The sequence below is a fragment of the Micromonospora sp. NPDC050187 genome (genome assembly GCF_044459745.1).
Lineage (GTDB): Bacteria > Actinomycetota > Actinomycetes > Mycobacteriales > Micromonosporaceae > Micromonospora.
In genome coordinates, this window is sequence record NZ_JBITJH010000001.1 from 291,134 (window position 1) to 313,095 (window position 21,962).

Annotated in this window: 15 protein-coding genes; 9 read left to right on the forward strand and 6 right to left on the reverse strand. The window is 73.7% G+C overall.

Annotated features, from left to right (window positions below; genetic code table 11):
• Nucleotides 1-69 precede the first annotated feature (69 nt).
• From ACIBJE_RS01330 to dxs, 4 genes are read left to right on the forward strand one after another with little or no spacing between them, the layout of a single operon-like run.
• Nucleotides 70-2,151, forward strand: coding sequence for an APC family permease (locus ACIBJE_RS01330; protein ID WP_396741537.1), 2,082 nt, complete (start codon nt 70-72; stop codon nt 2,149-2,151).
• Nucleotides 2,152-2,179: 28 nt separating this feature from the next.
• Nucleotides 2,180-3,400, forward strand: a complete 1,221-nt coding sequence (locus tag ACIBJE_RS01335; RefSeq protein ID WP_396742212.1) for a class I SAM-dependent RNA methyltransferase — start codon at nt 2,180-2,182, stop codon at nt 3,398-3,400.
• A gap of 3 nt (nt 3,401-3,403) precedes the next feature.
• Complete coding sequence (locus ACIBJE_RS01340) at nt 3,404-4,585, forward strand: anhydro-N-acetylmuramic acid kinase (protein WP_396741538.1); 1,182 nt, start codon at nt 3,404-3,406, stop codon at nt 4,583-4,585.
• A gap of 49 nt (nt 4,586-4,634) precedes the next feature.
• Nucleotides 4,635-6,590 (forward strand): 1-deoxy-D-xylulose-5-phosphate synthase, encoded by a 1,956-nt coding sequence (gene dxs, locus ACIBJE_RS01345; protein ID WP_396741539.1) that lies wholly within the window; start codon nt 4,635-4,637, stop codon nt 6,588-6,590.
• A gap of 285 nt (nt 6,591-6,875) precedes the next feature.
• On the opposite strand, the gene ACIBJE_RS01350 is transcribed toward dxs, so the two are convergent.
• On the reverse strand, nt 6,876-8,069 hold the full coding sequence (locus ACIBJE_RS01350) for a hypothetical protein (protein ID WP_396741541.1): 1,194 nt from the start codon (nt 8,067-8,069) through the stop codon (nt 6,876-6,878).
• A 393-nt stretch (nt 8,070-8,462) separates the two neighbouring features.
• Here ACIBJE_RS01350 and ACIBJE_RS01355 point away from each other — a divergent pair, with 393 nt between their 5' ends.
• A complete protein-coding gene (locus tag ACIBJE_RS01355; RefSeq protein WP_396742214.1) occupies nt 8,463-10,229 on the forward strand; it encodes a hypothetical protein in 1,767 nt (588 codons plus the stop codon).
• Between the two features lie 51 nt (nt 10,230-10,280).
• On the opposite strand, the gene ACIBJE_RS01360 is transcribed toward ACIBJE_RS01355, so the two are convergent.
• Nucleotides 10,281-12,146: a hypothetical protein gene (locus ACIBJE_RS01360; protein ID WP_396742216.1), complete on the reverse strand. Its 1,866-nt coding sequence runs from the start codon at nt 12,144-12,146 to the stop codon at nt 10,281-10,283.
• A gap of 158 nt (nt 12,147-12,304) precedes the next feature.
• Here ACIBJE_RS01360 and ACIBJE_RS01365 point away from each other — a divergent pair, with 158 nt between their 5' ends.
• A complete protein-coding gene (locus ACIBJE_RS01365) occupies nt 12,305-13,603 on the forward strand; it encodes a PQQ-binding-like beta-propeller repeat protein (protein WP_396741543.1) in 1,299 nt (432 codons plus the stop codon).
• 104 nt (nt 13,604-13,707) lie between these two features.
• Here ACIBJE_RS01365 and ACIBJE_RS01370 read toward each other — a convergent pair whose 3' ends face one another.
• Complete coding sequence (locus tag ACIBJE_RS01370; protein WP_396741545.1) at nt 13,708-14,973, reverse strand: C39 family peptidase; 1,266 nt, start codon at nt 14,971-14,973, stop codon at nt 13,708-13,710.
• Nucleotides 14,974-15,101: 128 nt separating this feature from the next.
• On the opposite strand from ACIBJE_RS01370, the gene ACIBJE_RS01375 reads away from it, so the two are divergent.
• The 3 genes from ACIBJE_RS01375 (at nt 15,102) to ACIBJE_RS01385 (ending at nt 17,569) form a co-directional block, all read left to right on the forward strand.
• A complete protein-coding gene (locus ACIBJE_RS01375; protein ID WP_396741547.1) occupies nt 15,102-15,770 on the forward strand; it encodes a response regulator transcription factor in 669 nt (222 codons plus the stop codon).
• Complete coding sequence (locus ACIBJE_RS01380) at nt 15,767-17,002, forward strand: sensor histidine kinase (protein ID WP_396741549.1); 1,236 nt, start codon at nt 15,767-15,769, stop codon at nt 17,000-17,002. Before ACIBJE_RS01375 ends, ACIBJE_RS01380 begins: the two co-directional genes overlap by 4 nt.
• Nucleotides 17,003-17,185: 183 nt before the next feature.
• The gene (locus ACIBJE_RS01385) at nt 17,186-17,569 is read left to right on the forward strand and encodes a VOC family protein (RefSeq protein WP_396741550.1); all 384 of its coding nucleotides are present in this window, start codon (nt 17,186-17,188) and stop codon (nt 17,567-17,569) included.
• Between the two features lie 60 nt (nt 17,570-17,629).
• On the opposite strand, the gene ACIBJE_RS01390 is transcribed toward ACIBJE_RS01385, so the two are convergent.
• The 3 genes from ACIBJE_RS01390 to ACIBJE_RS01400 form a co-directional block, all read right to left on the reverse strand.
• Entirely contained in the window at nt 17,630-18,346 is a 717-nt protein-coding gene (locus ACIBJE_RS01390; protein ID WP_396741552.1) for a hypothetical protein, read from the reverse strand.
• 168 nt (nt 18,347-18,514) lie between these two features.
• Nucleotides 18,515-20,584: a 3-hydroxyacyl-CoA dehydrogenase NAD-binding domain-containing protein gene (locus ACIBJE_RS01395; protein WP_396741554.1), complete on the reverse strand. Its 2,070-nt coding sequence runs from the start codon at nt 20,582-20,584 to the stop codon at nt 18,515-18,517.
• Complete coding sequence (locus ACIBJE_RS01400) at nt 20,581-21,804, reverse strand: thiolase family protein (protein ID WP_396741555.1); 1,224 nt, start codon at nt 21,802-21,804, stop codon at nt 20,581-20,583. Before ACIBJE_RS01400 ends, ACIBJE_RS01395 begins: the two co-directional genes overlap by 4 nt.
• Nucleotides 21,805-21,962 lie beyond the last annotated feature (158 nt).

Below are 21,962 nucleotides of genomic sequence, written 5' to 3' on the forward strand. Positions count from 1 at the left end.
CGGTGCGGCCCCGGGAGCCGTCGGGCACCCCGGGGTGGGCTGCCCGGACTGGCCGTACGCTTAGCGGTTGTGGCCAGTCCCACCTCGCTGCTGAAGCGGCTCCTCCTCGGTCGTCCGTTCCGGTCCGACCGACTCCAGCACACGCTGTTGCCGAAGCGCATCGCCCTGCCGGTCTTCGCCTCCGACGCGCTCTCCAGCGTCGCGTACGCCCCCGACGAGATCCTGCTGACCCTCTCCATCGCGGGCGCGTCGGCGTACCTCTTCTCCCCGTGGATCGCCTTCGCGGTGGTCGTGGTGATGCTCACCGTGGTGGCCAGCTACCGGCAGACCGTGCACGCCTACCCCTCCGGGGGAGGCGACTACGAGGTGGCCACGGTGAACCTCGGCCCCCGGTTCGGCATCGGGGTGGCCAGCGCGCTGCTCGTCGACTACGTGCTGACCGTGGCGGTGTCGGTCTCGTCCGGGGTGGCCAACCTGGGCTCGGTGATCCCGTTCGTCGCCACCCACAAGGTGCTCGTCGCGGTGACCGCGGTGGTGCTGCTCACCGCGATCAACCTGCGCGGCCTGCGCGAGTCGGGCACGGCCTTCGCCATCCCGACCTACGGCTTCATCATCGTCATCGTCGGCATGATCCTCACCGGCCTGGTGCGGGTCTTCGTGCTCGGCCATGACCTCCGCGCGCCCAGCGCCGGCCTGGAGATCGTCGCCGAGTGGAGCGACACGACCGGCTGGGCGATGGCCTTCCTGCTGCTGCGCAGCTTCTCCTCCGGCTGCGCCGCGCTCACCGGCGTGGAGGCGATCTCCAACGGGGTGCCGGCGTTCAAGCGGCCGAAGAGCCGCAACGCGGCCACCACCCTGCTGCTGCTCGGCACGGTCTCGGTGACCATGCTGGTCGGCATCGTCTGGCTGGCCCGGCTGACCGGCCTCCAGTTCGTCGAGGACCCGAGGTTGCAGATCGTCTCCGGTCCGGAGGGGTACGTCCAGAAGACGGTGGCCGCCCAGCTCGGCGAGACGATCTTCGGCTCCGGGTCGGTGCTGCTCTTCGTGGTGGTCGGGGCGACCGCCCTGATCCTCTTCCTGGCCGCGAACACCGCCTTCAACGGCTTCCCGGTGCTCGGCTCGATCCTCGCCCAGGACCGGTTCCTCCCCCGGCAGCTGCACACCCGGGGCGACCGGCTGGCCTTCTCCAACGGGATCCTCTTCCTGGCCGTCTTCGCGATCGTGCTGATCGTCGGTTTCCAGGCCGAGGTGACGAAGCTCATCCAGCTCTACATCGTCGGGGTGTTCGTCTCCTTCACCCTCTCCCAGGCGGGCATGATCCGGCACTGGAACCGGCTGCTGCGCACCGAGCGGGACGCCCAGGCCCGCCGCCGGATGGTCCGCTCCCGGGCGATCAACGGCGTCGGCATGGCGATGACCGCGACGGTGCTGGTCATCGTGCTGATCACCAAGTTCCTCCTCGGCGCCTGGATCGCCATCGCCGCGATGGGGGTGAGCTACGGGCTGATGGTCGCCATCCGGCGGCACTACGACCGGGTCGCCGTCGAGCTGACCCCGGACGAGGGCCGCCCCGTGCTGCCCGCCCGCAACCACGCGATCGTGCTGGTCAGCAAGCTGCACCAGCCGACCCTGCGCGCGGTGGCGTACGCGCAGGCCACCCGGCCCGACTCGCTGACCGCGGTGACGGTGAACGTGGACGACAAGGACACCCGAGAACTCCAGGCCGAATGGGAACGGCGGGCGGTGCCGGTGCCGCTGACCGTGGTCGACTCGCCGTACCGGGAGATCACCCGGCCGATCCTGAACTTCGTCGCCTCCACCCGCCGGGAGTCGCCCCGCGACGTGGTCACCGTCTTCATCCCGGAGTACGTTGTCGGCCGCTGGTGGGAGAACCTGCTGCACAACCAGAGCGCGCTGCGGCTGAAGACCCGGCTGCTCTTCGAACCGGGGGTGATGGTGACCAGCGTGCCCTGGCAGCTCGCCTCCTCCCGGGGCAAGAACCTGACCCGGTTCGACGCGACGCTGAGCCGGGGTCCGGCCCGGGGTCCCCGGGTGGCCCCGCGCAGTACGCTGCCGCCGACCGTCCCGCCGGTGCCCACGGCGGCACCCGGCGAGGGCGGCGGCCGGGAACGGGAGGCCGGCGGTGAGTGACGTGGACGTCGAGGTGGAGGGCGTACGGATGGGGCCGGAGGAGGCCGAACGGATCGAGCTGACCGTCGGGGCGGTCGCCCCGGGTGGGCACTGCGTGGCACGACTCGACGGGCAGGTGGTCTTCGTCCGGCACGCGTTGCCCGGCGAGCGGGTGGTCGCCGAGGTCACCGAGGTGCATTCGGGTTTCCTCCGGGCCGACGCGGTGACCGTGCTCCAGGCCGCGCCGCAGCGGGTCGAGCCGCCCTGTCCGTACGCGGGGCCGGGCCGCTGCGGCGGCTGCGACCTGCAACACGTCGCGCCGGAGGCCCAGCGGGAGTGGAAGGTGTCGGTGGTGCGCGAGCAGCTCAGCCGGCTCGGCGGCCTCACCGACGCCGAGCTGGACGCGCTCGACCCGCAGGTCGAGGCGTTGCCCGGCGGGCCGCTCGGCTGGCGCTCCCGGGTCCGCTACGCCGTCGACGCGGCCGGTCGGGCCGGGCTGCTGAAGCACCGCTCGCACGAGGTCGTCCCGATCGACCGCTGCCTGATCGCCCACCCCGCGCTCCAGGAGCTGCCGGTGCTGGCGACCGGTTGGCCGGAGGCCGAGGCGGTCGAGGTGGTCGCCTCCACCGGCGGGGACGTCACCGTCACCGCAGTCGCCGAGGGGGTCGGCACGCCGGTGCGCGGACCGGACACGGTCCGCGAGGAGGCCGCCGGCCGGGACTGGCGGCTACCGGCCTCGGCCTTCTGGCAGGTCCACCCGGCTGCGGCGGACACCCTGGTCACGGCCGTGCTGGAGCTGGTCGGAGCACGTCCCGGCGAGACCGCGTGGGACCTCTACGGCGGGGCCGGCCTCTTCGCCGCCGCGCTCGCCGGCCGGGTCGCGCCGACCGGCCGGGTCACCCTGGTCGAGGCGGCGGCCGACGGCGTCCGGGCAGCCCGGGAGAACCTGGCCGGCCTCGACCGGGTCGAGGTGGTGCCGGCCCGGGTGGAGACCGCGCTGGCCCGCCGCCGGATCACCGGCCCGGTCGACGTGGTGGTGCTCGACCCGCCGCGCTCCGGCGCGGGCGCGCGGGTGGTGCGCGACCTGGTCGCCGCCGGGCCGCGGGCGGTGGCGTACGTGGCCTGCGACCCGGCCGCCTTCGCCCGCGACGTGCGCACCTTCACGGCGGCGGGCTGGCGGCTGGCCGCCCTGCGCGGGTTCGACCTGTTCCCGATGACCCAGCACGTGGAACTGGTCGGGCTGCTGCTGCCACCGGCCGGGGAGGGCTGAGCCGTGCTGCGGATCGTGGGACTGATGTCGGGCACCTCGTACGACGGCGTGGACGTGGCCGCCGCCGAGTTCGCGGTGGAGGGGGAGACGCTGCTGCTGCGTCCGCTCGGCCACCGGGGGATCGACTACGACGACGAGCTGCGCGCCGCCGTCGGGGCGACGCTGCCGCCGAACGAGACCACCGTGGAGGCGGTCTGCCGGCTCGACAACCGCCTCGGCGAGGTGTTCGCCGAGGCGGCGGCGGTCGGGGTGGAGCTGGCCGGCGGCCGGGCCGACCTGGTCGTCTCGCCGGGGCAGACGGTCTTCCACTGGGTGGAGGCGGGACGGGCCCGGGGCACCCTGCAACTCGGCAGCCCGGCGTGGGTGGCCGCCCGGGTGGGCGTACCGGTGCTCAGCGACCTGCGCAGCGCGGACGTGGTCGCCGGCGGGCAGGGCGCGCCCCTGGTGCCGGCCTTCGACGCGCTGCTGCTCGCCGACGCGGCGGCCACCGGGCCCCGGGCTGCGCTGAACCTGGGCGGCATCGCCAACCTCACCGTGGTCGCGTCCGGCGCGCCCCCGGTCGGGTACGACATCGGGCCGGCCAACGCGCTGCTCGACGCGGCGGCCCGCCGGTTCCTCGACGCGCCCTGCGACTCCGGCGGCGCGCGGGCCGCCGCCGGTCGGGTGCACCCCGACCTGCTGGCGTCGCTGCTCGCCGAGCCCTACTACGCCGCGCCGCCGCCCAAGTCGACCGGGAAGGAACTCTTCCACGCCGGTTACCTGGACGACCGGCTCGCCGGGTTGGACGGCTCGCTGTCCGTCGACGACGTGTTCGCCACGCTGACCGAGCTGACCGCCCGCACCGTGGCCGCCGAGTGCGACCGGCACCGGGTGGTCGAGGTCGTCGCGGCCGGGGGCGGGGTGCGCAACCCCACACTCCTGGGCCGGCTGGCGGCGCTCGGCGCGGGGCGCTGGCGGCTGCGCACCACCGACGAGCTGGGCGTGCCCGCGCAGGCCAAGGAGGCGTACGCGTTCGCCCTGCTGGGCTGGCTCTCCTGGCACGGCCTGCCCGGGGCGGTGCCCTCGGTCACCGGGGCCCGCCGGGCGGCGGTGCTGGGCTCGTGGACCCCGGCCGGGCCGCCCCGGGGCACCGTCCCGACGCCGGCCCCGCGTCGGCTCCGGGTGGTCGACGGCCGGTCCGGCTGAGCTGCGGCCCAGACTGCGGACTGTGCGGCGGCCGATAGACTCATCCCTCATGAGTGTTGAAGAGGACACGGCCAACCACGGCCGGCTACTGGCCACGGTGCACGGTCCGCAGGACGTCAAGCGGATGTCCGCCGAGGAACTGGACATCCTCGCCGCCGAGATCCGGGACTTCCTGATCGCCAAGGTCTCCCGCACGGGCGGGCACGTCGGCCCCAACCTCGGCGTGGTGGAGCTGACCATCGCCATGCACCGGGTCTTCGACTCCCCCCGCGACCGCCTCCTGTTCGACACCGGCCACCAGGCGTACGTACACAAGATCCTCACCGGCCGGCAGGCCGGCTTCGACCGGCTGCGCCAGCGCGGCGGCCTCTCCGGCTACCCCAGCCAGGCCGAGAGCGAGCACGACCTGATCGAGAACTCGCACGCCTCCACCGCCCTCTCCTACGCCGACGGCCTGGCCAAGGCGTACAAGCTCCGGGGAGAGCAGCGCAGCGTGGTCGCCGTGGTCGGCGACGGCGCGCTGACCGGCGGCATGTGCTGGGAGGCGCTGAACAACATCGCCACCGCCGGCAACCCGCTGGTGATCGTGGTCAACGACAACGGCCGGTCGTACGCGCCGACCATCGGTGGCCTCGCCGACCACCTCTCGTCGCTGCGGCTCAACCCCGGCTACGAGAAGATCCTGGACACGGTCAAGGACGCCCTCGGCTCCACCCCGCTGGTCGGCCGGCCGATGTACGAGGTGCTGCACGCCGTCAAGCGGGGCATCAAGGACGCGGTCGCCCCGCAGGCCATGTTCGAGGACCTCGGCATCAAGTACGTCGGCCCGGTCGACGGGCACGACCGGGAGGCGGTCGAGTCCGCGCTGCGGGCGGCGAAGAACTTCGGCGGCCCGGTGATCGTGCACGCGGTCACCCGCAAGGGCTACGGCTACCGCCCCGCCGAGGAGGACGAGGCGGACTGCCTGCACGGCCCCGGTGGCGCGTTCGACGTCGAGACCGGCAAGCTGGTCGCCGCCCCGTCGGTGAAGTGGACCCACGTCTTCGCCGACGAGCTGGTCGCGATCGCCGACGAGCGGCCGGACGTGGTCGGCATCACCGCCGCGATGGCCGAGCCCACCGGCATCGCCAAGCTCGCCCGTAAGCACCCCGACCGGGTCTACGACGTCGGCATCGCCGAGCAGCACGCGGCCACCTCGGCGGCCGGGCTGGCGCTCGGCGGGCTGCACCCGGTGGTGGCGGTCTACGCGACCTTCCTCAACCGTGCCTTCGACCAGGTCCTGCTGGACGTGGCGATGCACAAGCTGCCGGTCACCTTCGTGCTGGACCGGGCCGGCGTAACCGGCCCGGACGGGCCGAGCCACTACGGCCTCTGGGACATGTCGGTCTTCGGGGTGGTGCCGGGCCTGCGGATCGCCGCGCCCCGGGACGCCGCCACGCTGCGCGAGGAGCTGCGCGAGGCGGTCGCCGTCGACGACGGCCCGACCATCGTCCGCTTCCCGACCGGTTCGGTCGCCGCCGACCTGCCGGCGGTACGCCGGGTCGGTCCGGTGGACGTGCTGGCCGAGGCGGCCCGTACCGACGTGCTGCTGGTCGCGGTCGGCTCCTTCGGCCAGCTCGGCATGGAGGTCGCCACCCGGGTCGCCGAGCAGGGCTACGGGGTCACCGTGGTCGACCCGCGCTGGGTGCGGCCGGTCCCGGCGGAGCTGGTCGAGCTGGCCGCCGCGCACCGGCTCGTGGTCACCGTGGAGGACGGCGTACGCACCGGCGGGGTCGGCAACGCGCTGGCCCAGGCGCTGCGCGACGCCGACGTCCGGGTCCCGCTGCGTGACCTCGGCGTACCGGCGGACTGGCACCCGCACGGCACCCGGGCGCAGATCCTCGCCGACCTTGGCCTGACCGCGCAGGACGTGGCCCGCGACGTCACCGGCTGGATCTCGCGCCTCGACTCCGAGCAGGTCGAGCCGGTCCGGCTCACCGCCGGCAAGCCCGCCGCACAGAACTGACCAACCCTCCGGCCGGGCGGCCGCCCCCCCCGGCTGGCGGGCGCCCCCGGGGGGGGGGGGGGGGGGCGCGGGCCCGGGCCCCCCGGGGGGAGGTGGGGGCGGCGGTTGGCCCGGGGGAGTTGGGGGTGGCCCCCCCCGGAGCGCGGACCTGGCGGCCCACCCACCCCCCGGGGGGGGGGGGGGGGCGGCCCCCCCCCCCCCCCCCCCCCACAAAACCCCCCCCCCCCCCCCCCCCCCCCCCCCCCCCCGCGCCCCCCCCCCCCGCCGCGTCTGCGGCGGAGAGGGTCAGCGGCCGCTGACCGAGCGGTAGTAGGTGCGCTCGGCGTTGGCCAGGCTGAAGGTCTGCGTGGACTCCGGTTGCGGCACGACCACCAGGCCGGGGCGGTCCACCAGCCGTCGGGTGCCCGGCGGGGTGGACAGGGAGGTGGTCCGACTGGCCCGCCAGCTCAGCACCACCAGCGGCTGTCCCGGCACCGGCAGCACGTACGTCTGGAGGGTGCTGGTCCGGTCGGCGGAGGAGACCACGGTCGGCCCCCCACCGGGGGAGAGGTGCACCAGGGCGGTCATCGGACCGGCCTCGCTCTCCCAGCTGAGCTGCTTCAACTCGGCCGGCGCGCCGCCGTCGAGGGTGATCTCCCCCAGCACCCGGGCGGTGACCTGCTCCATCGGCCAGGAACGCGGGACCGACTCCGGTGCCTCCCGGTCCCGCAGCCGGCGGGGGACGCTGGCGAACGGGCCGTCCTCACCGGCGAGCTGGCAGGTGTCCAGCCCGTGCAGGGCCCGCTGTCCGGCGCCGGACTCGTCCCGCACCAGCGGGTAACGGGGCGGTTCGGTGGCCGTACCCAGGTCGAGCAGGCGGTCCGCCGCCCGGCCGCGCGGCAGCGACTCGGTGGCCCGCAGCGTGGCGGTCAGTGGGACGGCCGCGCACGCCGGCACGGCGACCGGCCCGGTCAGACCGTCGGTGACGGCCAGCGCCCGCCCGTCCGGTCCGAGCAGGCGCTCCACCCGGGCGGAGGTGAGGTAGCGGCGCTCGGCACCGAGCTGCACCGGCAGGACGTCGGCGTAGACCAGGTAACCCCGGTCGGTGTACTCGACGGCGTGGGTGACCGTGTACCGCGACCCGTCGCCGGTGAGTTGGAGCAGCCAGGAGGCGCTTTCCCCGGGCACGTCGGCGGCGACCAGCGCCAGCCGAGTCCCGCCGACCTCACCGGACCAGAGGATGCCCGAGGTGGGCAGGTGGACCCGGTCGTCGACCGGTGAGCGCCAGTCACGGACCGCCTCCGTCACCGCGGCCGTCGTGTCGGCGTCGGCGGTCAGACCGCCCCGTGCCGGCCAGACCGCCAGGGCGCCGTCGAGAGAGTCGTAGCCGACCGGGAGCCGGGCCTGCTGCCGCTGGGTGACCGGTCCGCAGCCGGCCGTCACCAGGGCCAGCGCCAGCAGCGCCGTGGCCGTCCTGCCGCGCCAGCGGACTGAAGCCACGTGTACGCCCCCGATCGTTCTGCCCGGTCCGGAAGCCACATGCTACGAGATGTCCGATGGCCCCCGACCGGGGCCTCGGCCCGCTGGGCGTAGGCTGGACGCCGGCTGTGTGGCGTCCGACCCGGGCGTCGCCGCCGTTTTCGTGGCTTTTCTCAGCTCCGGTAGACTCCGCCGACTGTGACGCCTGCCGTGCCCCGTGGGGTATCCACGCTGGAATCCGCCACCCTCGGCCCGGAGAACGACCCGACAGTGGCGCAGGTCACCGCCCGGTCGGTCGACGAACGGACGCTCGACGCGGGCGCAGCCGACGGGACCACGACCGACGGGACCACGACCGACGGGGACCCGGCGGCCACCCGGGCGGACGCCGACGACACGGACGCACCCGGTGCGCTGGCGGGGGACACCGCCGCCCGTCGGCGACGCTGGCCCACCTCCCGACGTGACCTCGGCGTCTTCGGCTTCTTCCTGCTGGCCGCGATCTGGGTGACCAGTCAGATCTGGGTCGACCCGGCCGGGCGGGTCGCCTCGCTCTACAGCAGCGACCCGGCCCAGGTGCAGTTCTTCCTCGCTCACTCGGTGCGGGTGGTGCTGCACGGCGAGTTCCCGTTCTACACCGAGCAGTTCAACTACCCCGACGGGGTCAACCTGATGGCCAACACGGCCATCCTGGCGCTCGGTATCCCGATGGTGCCGATCACCTTGCTCTTCGGCCCTGCGGTGACCTTCGTGGTGCTGGTCACCCTGGCCCTGGCCGGCACCGCCTCGACCTGGTATTACGTGCTCTCCCGGCACGTCGTGCGGACCCCGTTGGCCGCCGTGGTCGGCGGCTGGTTCTGCGGGTTCGCACCGGCGATGCTCTCGCACGCCAACTGGCACCCGAACATCATCTCGCAGTGGCTGCTGCCGTTCATCGTCTGGCGGGTGCTGGTCATCACCCGCTCCCGGCGCCCCGTCCGGGACGGGCTGATCCTGGCGCTGCTGGTCACCTGGCAGGCCTTCATCAACGAGGAGATCCTGCTCTTCACCGCGATGGCCTGCGGCATCTTCCTGATCGCCGTGGTCGCCCAGCGACGGGACCTCTGGTCGGCCGCCTGGCGGCCGATGGCGGTCGCGCTCGGGGTCTGCACCCTGGTCGCCGGGTCGCTGCTGGCGTACCCGCTCTACGTCCAGTTCGGCGGCCCGATGGCGTACCACGGGCTCAGCGACGCGGTCCGCGACTACGGCAACGACATCGCGGCGTTCGTCACGCCGGGTTCACCGACCCTGGGCGGCAACGAGCGGGCCAACGCCAACCTGGCCCCCAACTACTCCGAGGAGAACGCCTTCTTCGGCTGGAGCCTGGCGCTGATCACCGTCGGCATCGTGCTCTGGCTGCGCCGGGAGCTGATCGTCCGGGCGCTCGCGGTCACCGGCGTCTTCTACGCCGTGCTCTCGCTCGGGGAGCGGATCTCCTGGTGGGACCGGGACCTCTTCACCGGCCCGTGGGAGTGGCTGGTCCGCCTGCCGCTGCTGGACGCGGTGGTGCCCACCCGGTTCGGGATGATCACGACGGTGGTGATCGGCGTGCTGCTCGCCATCGCCGTCGAGCGGGCCTGGACGACGCGACCACTGGCCCAGCACACCCGCACCCTGGTCGGTGCCGGCCTGGTCATGGCGCTGCTGCCGATCGCCCCGATGCCGCTGAAGGTGACCAGCCGCCCGCCGGTGCCGGACTTCATCACCTCCGACCAGTGGCGGCGCTACGTCGCGGCGGAGCAGACCCTGGTGCCGGTGCCGGTGCCGAGCATGGGCAACACCAACGGCATGCGGTGGGCCGCCTCGACCAACCTGGACTTCAAGATCCCCGGCGGCTACTTCCTCGCGCCCCGCAACGGCAACACCGGTGACCCGGGCCGGTTCGGTGGCCGGCCCAGCGGGGTGGGCGAGATCCTCCAGGAGGTGGCGACCACCGGGCGGACCCCGAAGCTGACCGACCGGGAGCGTCGGCGGTCCCTGGACGAGCTGCGCTACTGGCGGGCGGCGATCATGGTGTTGCCAGTCGACCAGAAGAACGTCGAGCCGCTGCGGCAGACGGTCGAGCAACTCGTCGGCCCGGCCCGGCGGGAGCAGGACGTCTGGCTCTGGGACGTCCGCCCGATCACCACCCGCGCCGACTGACCGGCCCACCGGGTCCCGCCGCCGTGCGGGGGCCGGTGGGCCGGGGGTGGATCAGACCAGGGGACGGACGTCCCAGAGCCACACGTCGTCGACCCGGCGGGGCTCGCCCAGCAGGCCGGTCATCAGCTCACGCAGCGCCGCCTCCCGGGGGTGCGCGCCGAGCACCACCACGGAGGCCCGCCAGTAGCGCAGGTCCTCGACGGCCCGGCGGCGGTCCTCGTCGGTCAGCTCCGGTGCCGCACCCTTGTCCATCGTGGAGTAGATCAGGGTGCTGGTCGGGCGGTTCGGCGCCCCGAAGATGCCCTCGTCGTTCGGGCCGGGGCCGATGAAGTAGCCGCCCGGCACCGGGAACTCGTGCTGGGTCAGCGCGCTCCAGCGCAGCGTGGAGAGGCCGTGCACGTTGCTCGGGATGGGCACCGGCACCAGGGTCCGGCCGTCCGGCACGTAGGGCCGCCAGGCGCCGGAGGTGATGAACGCCGGCGGCGGGTCGATCTGTTGGGCCGGCAGCGGCCGGGGGACCAGCGGTAGCACCGCCAGCGCGACGGCGGCGTACCCGACCGGGCGGACCCAACGGCGGCGGGAACCGGCGGTGGCCGCACCGGGACCGGTGTCGGCGGTGGCGCCGGGCGTGGTGCCGGCGACGGCCGGCTGGCCGTCGGCGCCGGTCGCCGGGGCGCCTCGGCCGCTCCGGTCGGCCGCGTCCCAGGCCAGCGCGAGCAGGACGCCCACCGCGCCGGTCACCACCAGGGCGAGCCGGGTGGGCATCATCATCTCGACCAGCGGCAGGTCGTCCGGGACGTAGTGCCAGGGACCGTAGATTTCGGTCTCCACGCCGTTGAGCCGGATCCGGGGGCCGAGCGACGCCACGGTGAAGAGCGCCACCAGCACCGCCGCGATCCGCGCGGCCAGGGAACGCCGCCAGAGCAGCACGATCGCCGCCAGCGTGACGAGCACCACCGGCCAGCCGAACCAGGTGTTCTGCTCGGTCAGCCCGATGGTCTTCTCCACCGCAGGGTCCCCGGCCAGGGTGTCCCGGGCGAAGGTGACGAAGGCGGCCAGATCCTCGCCCCAGCTGTGGAAGACGCCACCCTGGAGGCCGCGGTAGGACTGCGGGCCGTTGAACTGGAACCAGATCGGGTACGCGGTCAGCAGCAGCGCCAGCCCGCCGCCGAGACCGAGGGCAGCGAGGAAGGTGCCGGCCTGGGCCCGCGCGGACCGCCAGCGCGCCACCGCGTACCCGACCACGACGACCAGGCAGGCGAGCGCCGTCAGCAGCAGCATCTCCTCGTTGACGAAGATCTGGTACGCGACCAGCAGCCCCAGTGCCACGCCGTTGCGCCGCCACCGGCCCGGCTCGCCGAGGCGGAGCACCCGGGCCACGATCAGCGGCAGCAGGAAGTTCGAGACGAAGTTGGGCTGCCCGTTGGCGTGGTGCACGATGCCCGGCGCGAACCCGAGGAACGCGCCGCCGACGAACGCCGCCGCCCGGGAGCGGACCAGCCGACGCGACAGCACCCAGTACGACGTGGCGGCGGTGGCGGCCAGCGCCCCGCCGAGGTAGAGGGCGTAGACCACCTGTGGGCCGAGCAGGAGCGTCAGCGGCGCCAGCGGCAGGGTCACCCCGAGCAGCGAGGTGTTCGCCATCAGGTTCACCCCGTCCGGGGCGTTCTGCCGCTCGGAGAAGAGCGGGTTCTCCAGGTGACGCACGGAGTACGCGCCGTGCGAGAAGAGCCACTCGAACCAGCTGTGGTCGGTGGGCAGGTGCGAGGAGACCCGGTTCTCGATGTCCCCCCAGTAGTTCAGGCACACGAGAACACCGAGGAGCACATAGGCTCCGATGGCCAGCGCGTCGGCACGGACGAACCGGCCGTTCGTCGTCGGCCGGGTGTCCGCCGGCGGGTCGGCCGCAGCGGACACGGACGCGGACTTCAACGAGGGGTCTACCACCGGCACAGCCACGACGCGCCATCGTACGCGAGAGGTCTTGTCGCTTTTGCCACCGCCGGTGCCGATCGCGGCCGGCGGCCGGCGCGCCGTGACCCCGGCGGTGGCGGGAGGGCGCGGGGAGGACACGGATGGCGCTGATCGATCTGGGTGAGGTGCGCGACGACGACCCGGAACCGCCGGTACGGCCCCGACCCGGGATGACGCGGCCCTGGCGGGTCGCGCTGGTGCTCGGCCTCGTCCTGGTCACCCTGGCCGGGGCGGCACCGGCACCCCGGCGGGTCTCGGTGACGGTGCCCGGCCGCTCCGGGGCCGAGGCGTTCCTCGCCGGTGACCAACTGGTGGTGGTCGGTCCCCGCTCGGGCGGCGTGCGGGGTGGCCGGGAACTGACCGCCTACGACCTGCCCGACGACGGGCGGATGGCGTCGTCGACGCTGCGCGCCCGCTGGCGGCGGACGGTGCCGGACGCGCCGAGGATCTGGCCGATGGCCGCTGCCGCCGGGGTCCTTCTGGTGACCAGCAACGACGGCGGACGGGAAAGTGCGCTCACCGTCGCCCTTGAGACCGCGACCGGGCGGGAACGCTGGCGTCAGCCCGGCTCGCCGATGCTGACCGAGGGCGGCCGGGTGCTGCTGACCGTTCCCGTCGGGGAGGACGGGCAGTCGGTCCGGGTGGTCGACCCGGCGACCGGGGCGGTGCACTGGTCGGTGACGGGGACTCCGCACCTGACCGACCACCGCTTCGCCGAGCGGGGGATCGACCGGTTGGTGTGGATTCTCCCGTCGGGGCGGATCGAGGTACGGGACGCCGACTCCGGCCGGGTGCTGGCCGCCGCGCCCGTCGACCTGGGCGCCCCGGACGCCGGCGTGGGCGGTCAGGTGACCGGCGACCTGCTGCTGGCCGTCCGGATCGATCCGCCCACGCTGACCGCGTACGGGTTGGACCGGCTGGACCGCCGCTGGACGGTCGACCTGCCCTCGGTGGCGTACGTCACGCCGTGCGGCGGCGCGTTGCTGTGCTCCTGGGAGCAGGCCGGTGGGGTGCGGGCGCTGGACCGGGCGACCGGCCGGACCGTGTGGCACGACCCCCGGTGGCTGGCGGGATTCCCGGTGGGGGACCGGCTGGTGGCGACCACGTCGGTCAGTCCGGTCCGGGAGGAGGTCGTCCTGCTGGACCTCGCGACCGGCCGGGAGCTGGCCAACCTGGGCAGCTGGAACGGGTTGCAGACGCCGGTCGATGGTGGGCCGCCGGTCGCCTCCCGGGAGATCCGGGACCGGGGGCTGCTGGTGGCCGAGTTCGACGTCGTGCTCGGCCGACCCCGGATCCTGGACGTGCTGCCCGGCACCTACGGCGACTGCCGCTTCCACCCGGAGCTGCTGCTGTGCCAGCAGCTGGACGGCTCGTTCCGCCTCTGGTGGCTGCCGCACTGACCCGCCTGCCGCACTGACCGGGTGGTCTGGCCGACGCCCCGGCGGGCATCAGGCCGACACCCCGGCCGGCCGGGGTCCGCGACGTGCCGGATCGGGTCGGGCGGTCACCAGTTCGGCTGGGCGGGTGGCGGCGGCAGCGGCACCGACGGCGGGCGGATGACGTACGCCACCCCGCCGCTGCCCTGCTGCCAGGCCGCCGTGAACCGGTGGCGGTCGACGGTCCGGCGCACCCCGGCGTCGTCCGACGCGTACGGGTCGTTGAGCACCGGGTCGCCGTCGGGGGTGAAACCGACCAGCACGATCAGGTGCCCCTTGGTGTCGTAGTCGAGGCCGGGCACGTCACCGGTCCGGAACGCGGCGGAGACCACCAGCGGCACCCCGGCGGCGACGAACCGTTCCGCCTCGGCCAGCGACCGAAGCCGGGTGACGAAGGCGTCCATCCCGTAGCGGCCGGCGTAGGCGGTGTTGAAGGGCCAGTTGCCCGCGCCCCGGTAGGCGTGGTCGTAGCAGTGCCGGGCGGCGTGGTCGACCTCCGGGCGGGGGTCGGCCGGGTCCACCCACGCGTACTCGTCGGGCGTCGGGCCGACGCCCCAGTAGGCCAGCACCATGGCGACGCAGGTCGGGCTGCACCAGGAGTCCCCGCCGCCGCCCCACCGGGGGTGGTGCCCGGCGTGCAGCCGCTGCGAGAACATCGGCACCGCCAGCACCCGGCCGCCCGCCGCGTCCCGTGCCGTCCCGTCGGTTCGCGCCGGCCCGGTCCCGTCCGCCCGCACCGGGGACGGGGCCGGGGGCACGGGTGGGGGAGTCGTCGAGCGGGGACCGGAGGCGACCGCGCCGACCGTCCGCAGGGTCGGCCCGACGGTGGTGCCGACCGGGCGGGCCAGGGTCACCCGCACCTGCCAACCGGTCGCCTGCGCGCCGGTCACGGTCAGCGTGTCGGTGTCCACCTCAGCCCGCCGGTCCCGCTGCCCGGGTACGGAGGTGCGGCGGATCCCCTCGTCGCCGGCGGCCCACCGGGCCAGGACGCACCAGTCGGTGACCGGGGCGTCGGCGGCCCAGCCGCACACCTCCACCTGGATCCAGCAGCCCGCCGGGGTGTCGGCGGTCCAGGAGGGGACCACCTGGTGGACCCCGAACCCGACCCGGACCGGTGGGGAGGTCCAGCGGCCCACGTCGTACCGGGTGCGGACGCCGGTGTGCGGGTCGGTGTACTCCAGCTCGGCCGGCGGTCCGCCCAGGACGAGTCCGCCGTCGTCGGGTCGTACGCCGAGCACCGTGCCGGTGTCGAGGTCCGCCGGGAACCGGAAGACCCGGTAGACGACGTCCCGGCCCTGCGTCGCTGCGGCCATCACGGTCCGATCCGTAGACATGTTTCGTGCAGCATCGCGTACCCGAAGTTTCTTTGCAATGCCCCGGCGGGGTGTGCCGGAGGCCCGCGACGACCTCGCGTTTGGCGGCCGACACTAGGTTGTGGTGGGCAGCAGCGAGGAGGCCGGGAATGCGGGTACTGGTGGTCGAGGACGAGCGCAACCTCGCCGACGCGATCGCGCGGGGACTGCGCCGCCGGGGGATGGCGGTCGACGTCGCGTACGACGGGGACGCCGGGCACGAGATGGCCTTCGTCACCCGGTACGACGTGGTCATCCTCGACCGCGACCTGCCCGGCGTGCACGGCGACCAGATCTGCGCCGAGCTGGCCGCCTCCGGCACCCTCACCCGGGTGCTGATGCTCACCGCCAGCGGCACCGTCTCCGACCGGGTGGAGGGGCTCCAGCTCGGGGCCGACGACTACCTGCCGAAACCGTTCGCCTTCGACGAGCTGGTCGCCCGGGTCCAGGCCCTCGGCCGGCGGGCCACCCCGCCCGCGCCGCCGGTGCTGGAGCTGGCCGACCTGGTGCTCGACCCGGCCCGCCGGGTGGTCACCCGGGGCGGGTCGACGGTCGACCTGACCAACAAGGAGTTCGGCGTCCTCCGCGAACTGCTCAAGGCCCGGGGTGCGGTGGTCTCCAGCGAGGAGCTGCTGGAACGGGTCTGGGACGCCAACACCGACCCGTTCACCACCATCGTCCGGGTCACCGTGATGACCCTGCGCAAGAAGCTCGGTGACCCGCCGCTGATCGAGACGGTGGTCGGGGCCGGCTACCGGACCGCCGGAGAGCTGTCATGACCGTCTACCTCACCCGCCGTCCCCGGCTGCGGCCCACCCTGCGGCTACGGCTGACCCTGCTCAACGGCATCCTGCTGGTCGGCGCGGGGGCGATCCTCGTCCTGCTGGCCTGGCTGCTGGTGCGCGACGCGCTGCGTCCCACCGACGAGCTGCTGCCCGGCACCACCGTGGTGCTCGCCGACGGCCGCACCCTGGACGCCGGGCAGTGGCAGCGGCAACTGGTCGACGCCGCGTCCCGGGAACTGCTCGCCAAGGGTCTGGTCGCCCTGCTGGCGATCAGCGTGGTCGCGGTGGCCGGCGCGTACGCCGTGGCCGGGCGGGCGCTGCGCCCGCTGCACCAGGTCACCTCCACCGCCCGCCGGCTCGGCGAGGCCACCCTCGACCAGCGGATCGGCTACTCCGGGGCGGACGACGAGGTGGCCGAGCTGGCCAAGACCTTCGACGCGATGCTGGACCGGATCGCCGAGGCGTTCGAGGCACAGAAACGGTTCGTCGCCAACGCCTCACACGAGCTGCGGACGCCGTTGGCGGTGATGCGGACCGAGATCGACGTGACGCTCACCGACGACGAGGCGGACACCGCCGAGTTCCGCCGGATGGCCACCGTCGTCCGGGACGCCTCCGAGCGGGCCAACGGCCTGGTCGACGCGCTGCTGGTGCTGGCCCGCAGCGAGGCCCAAGCGGGACGCCGGCTCGGCCGCAAGACCGAGAGCGACCTGGCCGACGGCACCGCCGCCGCGCTGTCGGCGGTCCGTCGGGAGATGGAGCGGATCAAGCTCCGGGTGGAGACCGCGTTGGAGCCGGCCCCGGTGGTCGGCGACCCCGGCCTGCTCGGCCGGCTCGCCGGCAACCTGATCGAGAACGCGGTGCGCTACAACCACCTGCACGGCCGGCTCTGGGTGCGCACCGGTTCCGACGGGCGGGAGTCCTGGCTGGTGGTCGGCAACACCGGCTTCGAGGTGGATCAGGCGGACGTGCCGGGGCTGTTCGAGCCGTTCCGGCGCGGCGGGCGGGAACGGACCGGGGCACGCGGCTCCGGGCTCGGGCTCTCCATCGTCCGGGCGGTCTGCGACGCGCATGGCGGCAGCGTCCGGGTGATCGCGCAGCCGGGCGGGGGCCTGGAGGTCACGGTGACCCTGCCGGCGGCGGACGCCACCCCGGTGGTCAGCGCCTCCGCCGTGGTCACCACCGCCGCCCTGCCGGGCACCGGAGTCGCCGCGACGACCGACTGACTGACGGCGGCGGCGGTAATACGTTTGCGCCGGCCAGCGAGGGCCTGGCATGATCGCCCGGTCAGCCCGAGCAGGGAAGGGAGGTGCGGTCGATGTCCACCATTGTCATTCCCGCGCCTCGCCGCCGGCACCGCTGACAGTCGACTCACGCGGGGCGCGTCCCATCCTCGTACGGAGGAAACCGTGAGTTCAGGAATTCACAGCGTCACCGTCGACTGCCACGACACCTACGTCCTCGCCGGGTTCTGGGCCGAGGTCTACGGCTGCTCTCGCCGGCCCGACGACTTGCCCGGGGACCCGGAGGCGATGCTGCTGCCGCCGGGCGGCCCGATGATGCTCTTCGTGCAGGTGCCGGAGGGCAAGACTGTCAAGAACCGGATGCACGTCTGCCTGCAGCCGGCCGACCGGGACCGGGACGCCGAGGTGGAGCGCCTGCTCGCCGTCGGCGCGACCCAGGTGGACGACCAGCGGCGGCCGGACGGCACCGGCTGGGTCGTGCTGGCCGACCCGGAGGGCAACGAGTTCTGCGTGCTGCGCAGCGCCGCCGAGCGGGCCGCGACGGCCTGACCCGGGGACGCGAAGGGGCCCCTCCCGCACGGAAGGGGCCCCAACCGGATACCGGACGACTCAGTTGCGCTGCTCGATGGCGGCGCGGATGGTGCCGAACTCCGCCTCGGCCTCCTTGCCGGTCTTGAAGTACATGACCACCATGCCGAGGCTGCCCCGGTCGGCCCAGACGCAGATGCCGAGCTTGACGCCTTCGGAAGACCCGTCGCCGCACTTGGCGTCGCCGCCGAGCGGCCCCGGCTCCACGGCGGCCATGTTGGTGGCACCGAGCTGCCCGGAGATGGCGCTGATCGCGTCGTTCATCTCTTTCTCCGGGTCGGCCATCACGCCGGAGATCCCGATGATCATGACCAGGTCGTTCTTGGCCGGGTCGCCGTAGAAGCCGCCGACCGTGCTGGTCGCCTCCGGCACGTCCTTCTTGATCGCGGCGGCCATCTGCTCCGACGCGGCCACCAGCCCCGGCTCGGTGACCTTGGGGCGGCCGTTGAGCGTCTCCGGGGCGACCACCCGGGTCTTGGTGGCCTCCACGACCTCGCCGACGTCGTCCTTGACGGTGGCCCAGATGGCGATGCCGCCGCCGACGCAGAGCACCAGCACCACGGCGAGGACGATCAGCAGGACCTTGCCGACGCCGGACTTCTTCTTCGGCGGCGGCGCGAATCCGGCCCCCATCGGGTCGGCCCCGTACGGCTGGCCAGCGCCGTAGCCGGGCGCGCCGGACGGCTGGGGGGTGGCAGAGCCGTACTCCGGCTGCGAGGGGTGGTGCGGCTGGGACATCGATGCTCCGAATCTCAGGAATGGACGCGTGATCCTAACCAGCCGCACCGACATGACCGTTGCCCCGATGGGACGCTCCACCGTCCGGCGGCCGGGGCGTGCCGGCCCGAACGAACGGGGGCCGACACGCCGTCACGGCGTGCCGACCCCCGGTGGTCGTACGGCGGATCAGGCGGGCAGGCTCGCCGCCCCGCGCGGCAGGAAGCGCGTCCCGGTGACCCGCTCCGAGGTGCCCGTCCGGTCCAGGTACGGCGTCACGCCGCCCAGGTGGAACGGCCAGCCGGCGCCGAGGATCATGCACAGGTCGATGTCCTGCGCCTCGGCGACCACGCCCTCGTCGAGCATCAGCCGGATCTCCTGGGCCAGCGCGTCCAGCGCGTTCTGCCGGACCTGCTCGGCGGTCAACGGCGCGTCCCCGACCACCAGCAGCTTTGCCACCTCGGGGTTCACCTCGTCGTCCACCATGACCGGCTGCCCCGACTCGGCGATCCGCTTCAGGTTGCCGCTGACCGCGAACCGGTCCGGGAAGGCCGCGTGCAGGGTGCCGCCCACGTGGTGGGCGACCGCCGGGCCGACCAGCTGGAGCAGGGCCAGCGGACGCATCGGCAGGCCCAGCGGGTCCAGCGCGCTGTCGGCGACCTCCAGCGGGGTGCCCGCGTCCACGGCCGCGAAGATCTCGCCGAGGAAGCGGGTGAGCAGCCGGTTGACCACGAACGCCGGGGCGTCGGCGACCAGCACGCAGGACTTGCGCAACTGCTTGCCGACGGCGAACGCGGTGGCCAGCGTGGCGTCGTCGGTCCGCTCGCCCCGGACGATCTCCAGCAGCGGCAGCACCGCCACCGGGTTGAAGAAGTGGAAGCCCACCACCCGCTCGGGATGCTCCAGGTCGGCGGCCATCGCGGTCACCGAGAGCGATGAGGTGTTGGTGGCCAGCACCGCCTCCGGCGAGACGATCTTCTCCAGTTCGGCCCAGACCTGCTTCTTGACGCCCAGGTCCTCGAAGACCGCCTCGATGACGACGTCGGCGTCGGCGAAGACACCCTTGTCGACCGAGCCGGAGACCAGGCCGTACAGCTTGGCCGCCGTGCCCTTGTCCATCCGGCCCTTGGACACCTGCTTCTCGATCTGCGCGTGCACGTAGGCGACGCCCTTGTCCACCCGGGACTGGTCCAGGTCGGTCATCACCACCGGCACCTGGAGGCGGCGGGCGAACAGCAGCGCGAGCTGGCTGGCCATCAGGCCGGCACCGACGATGCCGACCTTGGTGACCTCGCGGGCCAGCCCCTTGTCCGGCGCGCCGACCGGCCGCTTGGCCCGCCGCTGCACCAGGTCGAAGGCGTACAGGCCGCTGCGCAGCTCCTCGGAGAAGACCAGGTCGGCCAGGGCCTCGTCCTCGGCGGCGGTGCCGGCGGCGAAGTCGGCCTCCTTGGCCAGGGCGAGCAGCTCCAGGGCCCGGTTCGCGGCCGGGACCGCGCCGTGCAGCCGCTGGTCGAGCATCTGCCGGGCGAAGAAGAGCACGCCGTCCCACATGTCCCGGTCGACCTCTGGCCGGGACACGGTGAGCTCACCGCGCACCACGCGGGCGGCCCACTCCAGGGACCGCTCCAGGAAGTCGGCCGGCTCCAGCAGCACGTCGGCGATGCCCATCTCCGCGGCCTGCTTCGGCCTGAGCATCTTGTTCTGCATCAGCGGGTTCTGGATGACCACCTGGGTGGCGGCCGGAATGCCGATCAGGTTGGGCAGGAGCTGGGTGCCGCCCCAACCGGGAACCAGGCCCAGCGACACCTCGGGCAGGGCCAGGGCCGCCGCGCCGCCGGAGAGCGTCCGGTAGTGACAGTGCAGCGCCAGCTCCAGGCCGCCCCCCATCGCCGCGCCGTTGACGAAGGCGAAGGTCGGGATGTCGCTGTCCTTCAGCCGGGCGAAGACCCGGTGGCCGAGCCGGCCGACCTCCAGCGCCTGCTCCCGGTCGGCGATCTGCGGCAGGCTGACCAGGTCCGCGCCCACGCAGAAGACGTACGGCTTGCCGGTGACCGCGACGAACGCCGGGTTCGCGGCCAGCGCCTCGGTGATCGCCTCGTCCAGGCTGGTCAGACCGCCCGGTCCGAGGGTGTTCGGCTTGGTGTGGTCGAAACCGTTGTCCAGGGTGATCAGGGCGGCCGGCCGGTCCAGGCCGGGCACGTTCACCCGGCGCAGCAGCGCCTTCGTGACCACCTCGTTCGCCGCGGCGATCGTGCTCACTTGTCTCCACCCTCCCGCTGAGCCTGCTCGCTGGACCCCGTCCAGTGTGGGTTCTCCCAGATGACCGTGCCGCCCATGCCGATGCCGATGCACATGGCGGTGAGGCCGTACCGGACCTCGGGGTGCTCGGCGAACTGCCGGGCGAGCTGGGTCATCAGCCGTACGCCCGAGGAGGCGAGCGGGTGACCGATGGCGATCGCGCCGCCCCACGGGTTGACCCGGGGGTCGTCGTCGGCGATGCCGAAGTGGTCGAGGAAGGCGAGCACCTGCACGGCGAACGCCTCGTTCAGCTCGAACAGCCCGATGTCGTCGATGCCCAGGCCGGCGATGCGCAGCGCCTTCTCCGTCGAGGGGATCGGGCCGACGCCCATCACCTCCGGCTCGACGCCGACGAAGCCGTACGACACCAGCCGCATGGCGATCGGCAGTCCCAGCTCGCGGGCGGTGGACTCGGCCGCGATCAGGCTGGCGGTGGCGCCGTCGTTCAGTCCTGCGGCGTTGCCGGCGGTGACCCGGCCGTGCGGGCGGAACGGGGTCTTCAGGGTGGCGAGCTTCTCCAGCGAGGTGTCCCGGGGTGCCTCGTCCGCCGTGGCCAGCCCCCAGCCTCCCTCCTCGTCCCGGGTCGCGACCGGGACCAGGTCGGGCTGGAGTTTGCCGTTGGCGTACGCCTTCGCGGTCTTCTGCTGCGAGGCCAGTGCGAACGCGTCGGCGCGCTCCCTGGTGACATGCGGGACCCGGTCGTGCAGGTTCTCCGCGGTGGCCCCCATCACCAGGGCGGACGGGTCGACCAGCTTCTCGGCGAGGATGCGCGGGTTCGGGTCCACGCCCTCGCCCATCGGGTGCCGCCCCATGTGCTCGACGCCACCGGCGATGGCGACGTCGTACGCGCCCATCGCGATGCCCCCGGCGACGGTGGTCACCGCGGTCATCGCGCCCGCGCACATCCGGTCGATGGCGTAGCCGGGCACGGTCTTCGGCAGGCCGGACAGCAGGGCGGCGGTCCGGCCGATGGTCAGGCCCTGGTCGCCGATCTGGGTGGTGGCGGCGATGGCCACCTCCTCGACCCGCTCCGGCGGCAGCTGCGGGTTGCGCCGCAGCAGTTCCCGGATGCAGCGGATGACCAGGTCGTCGGCGCGGGTGTTGGCGTACATGCCACCCGCCTTGCCGAACGGGGTGCGGACGCCGTCGACGAAGACGACATCCCGAACTTCACGGGGCACTTGAGCCTCCTTTTCGACCATGATTCGGCCTAGGCGCCGACAAGCGGCACTCCGGACCGAATGAAGGTCGCCGGCACGGGCGTGGTTCCTCGCATGCTACTCACCAGTAACCATGCGTGCCCGTGCCCTCCGTGTGTCCCACACCACACCCACCCCGG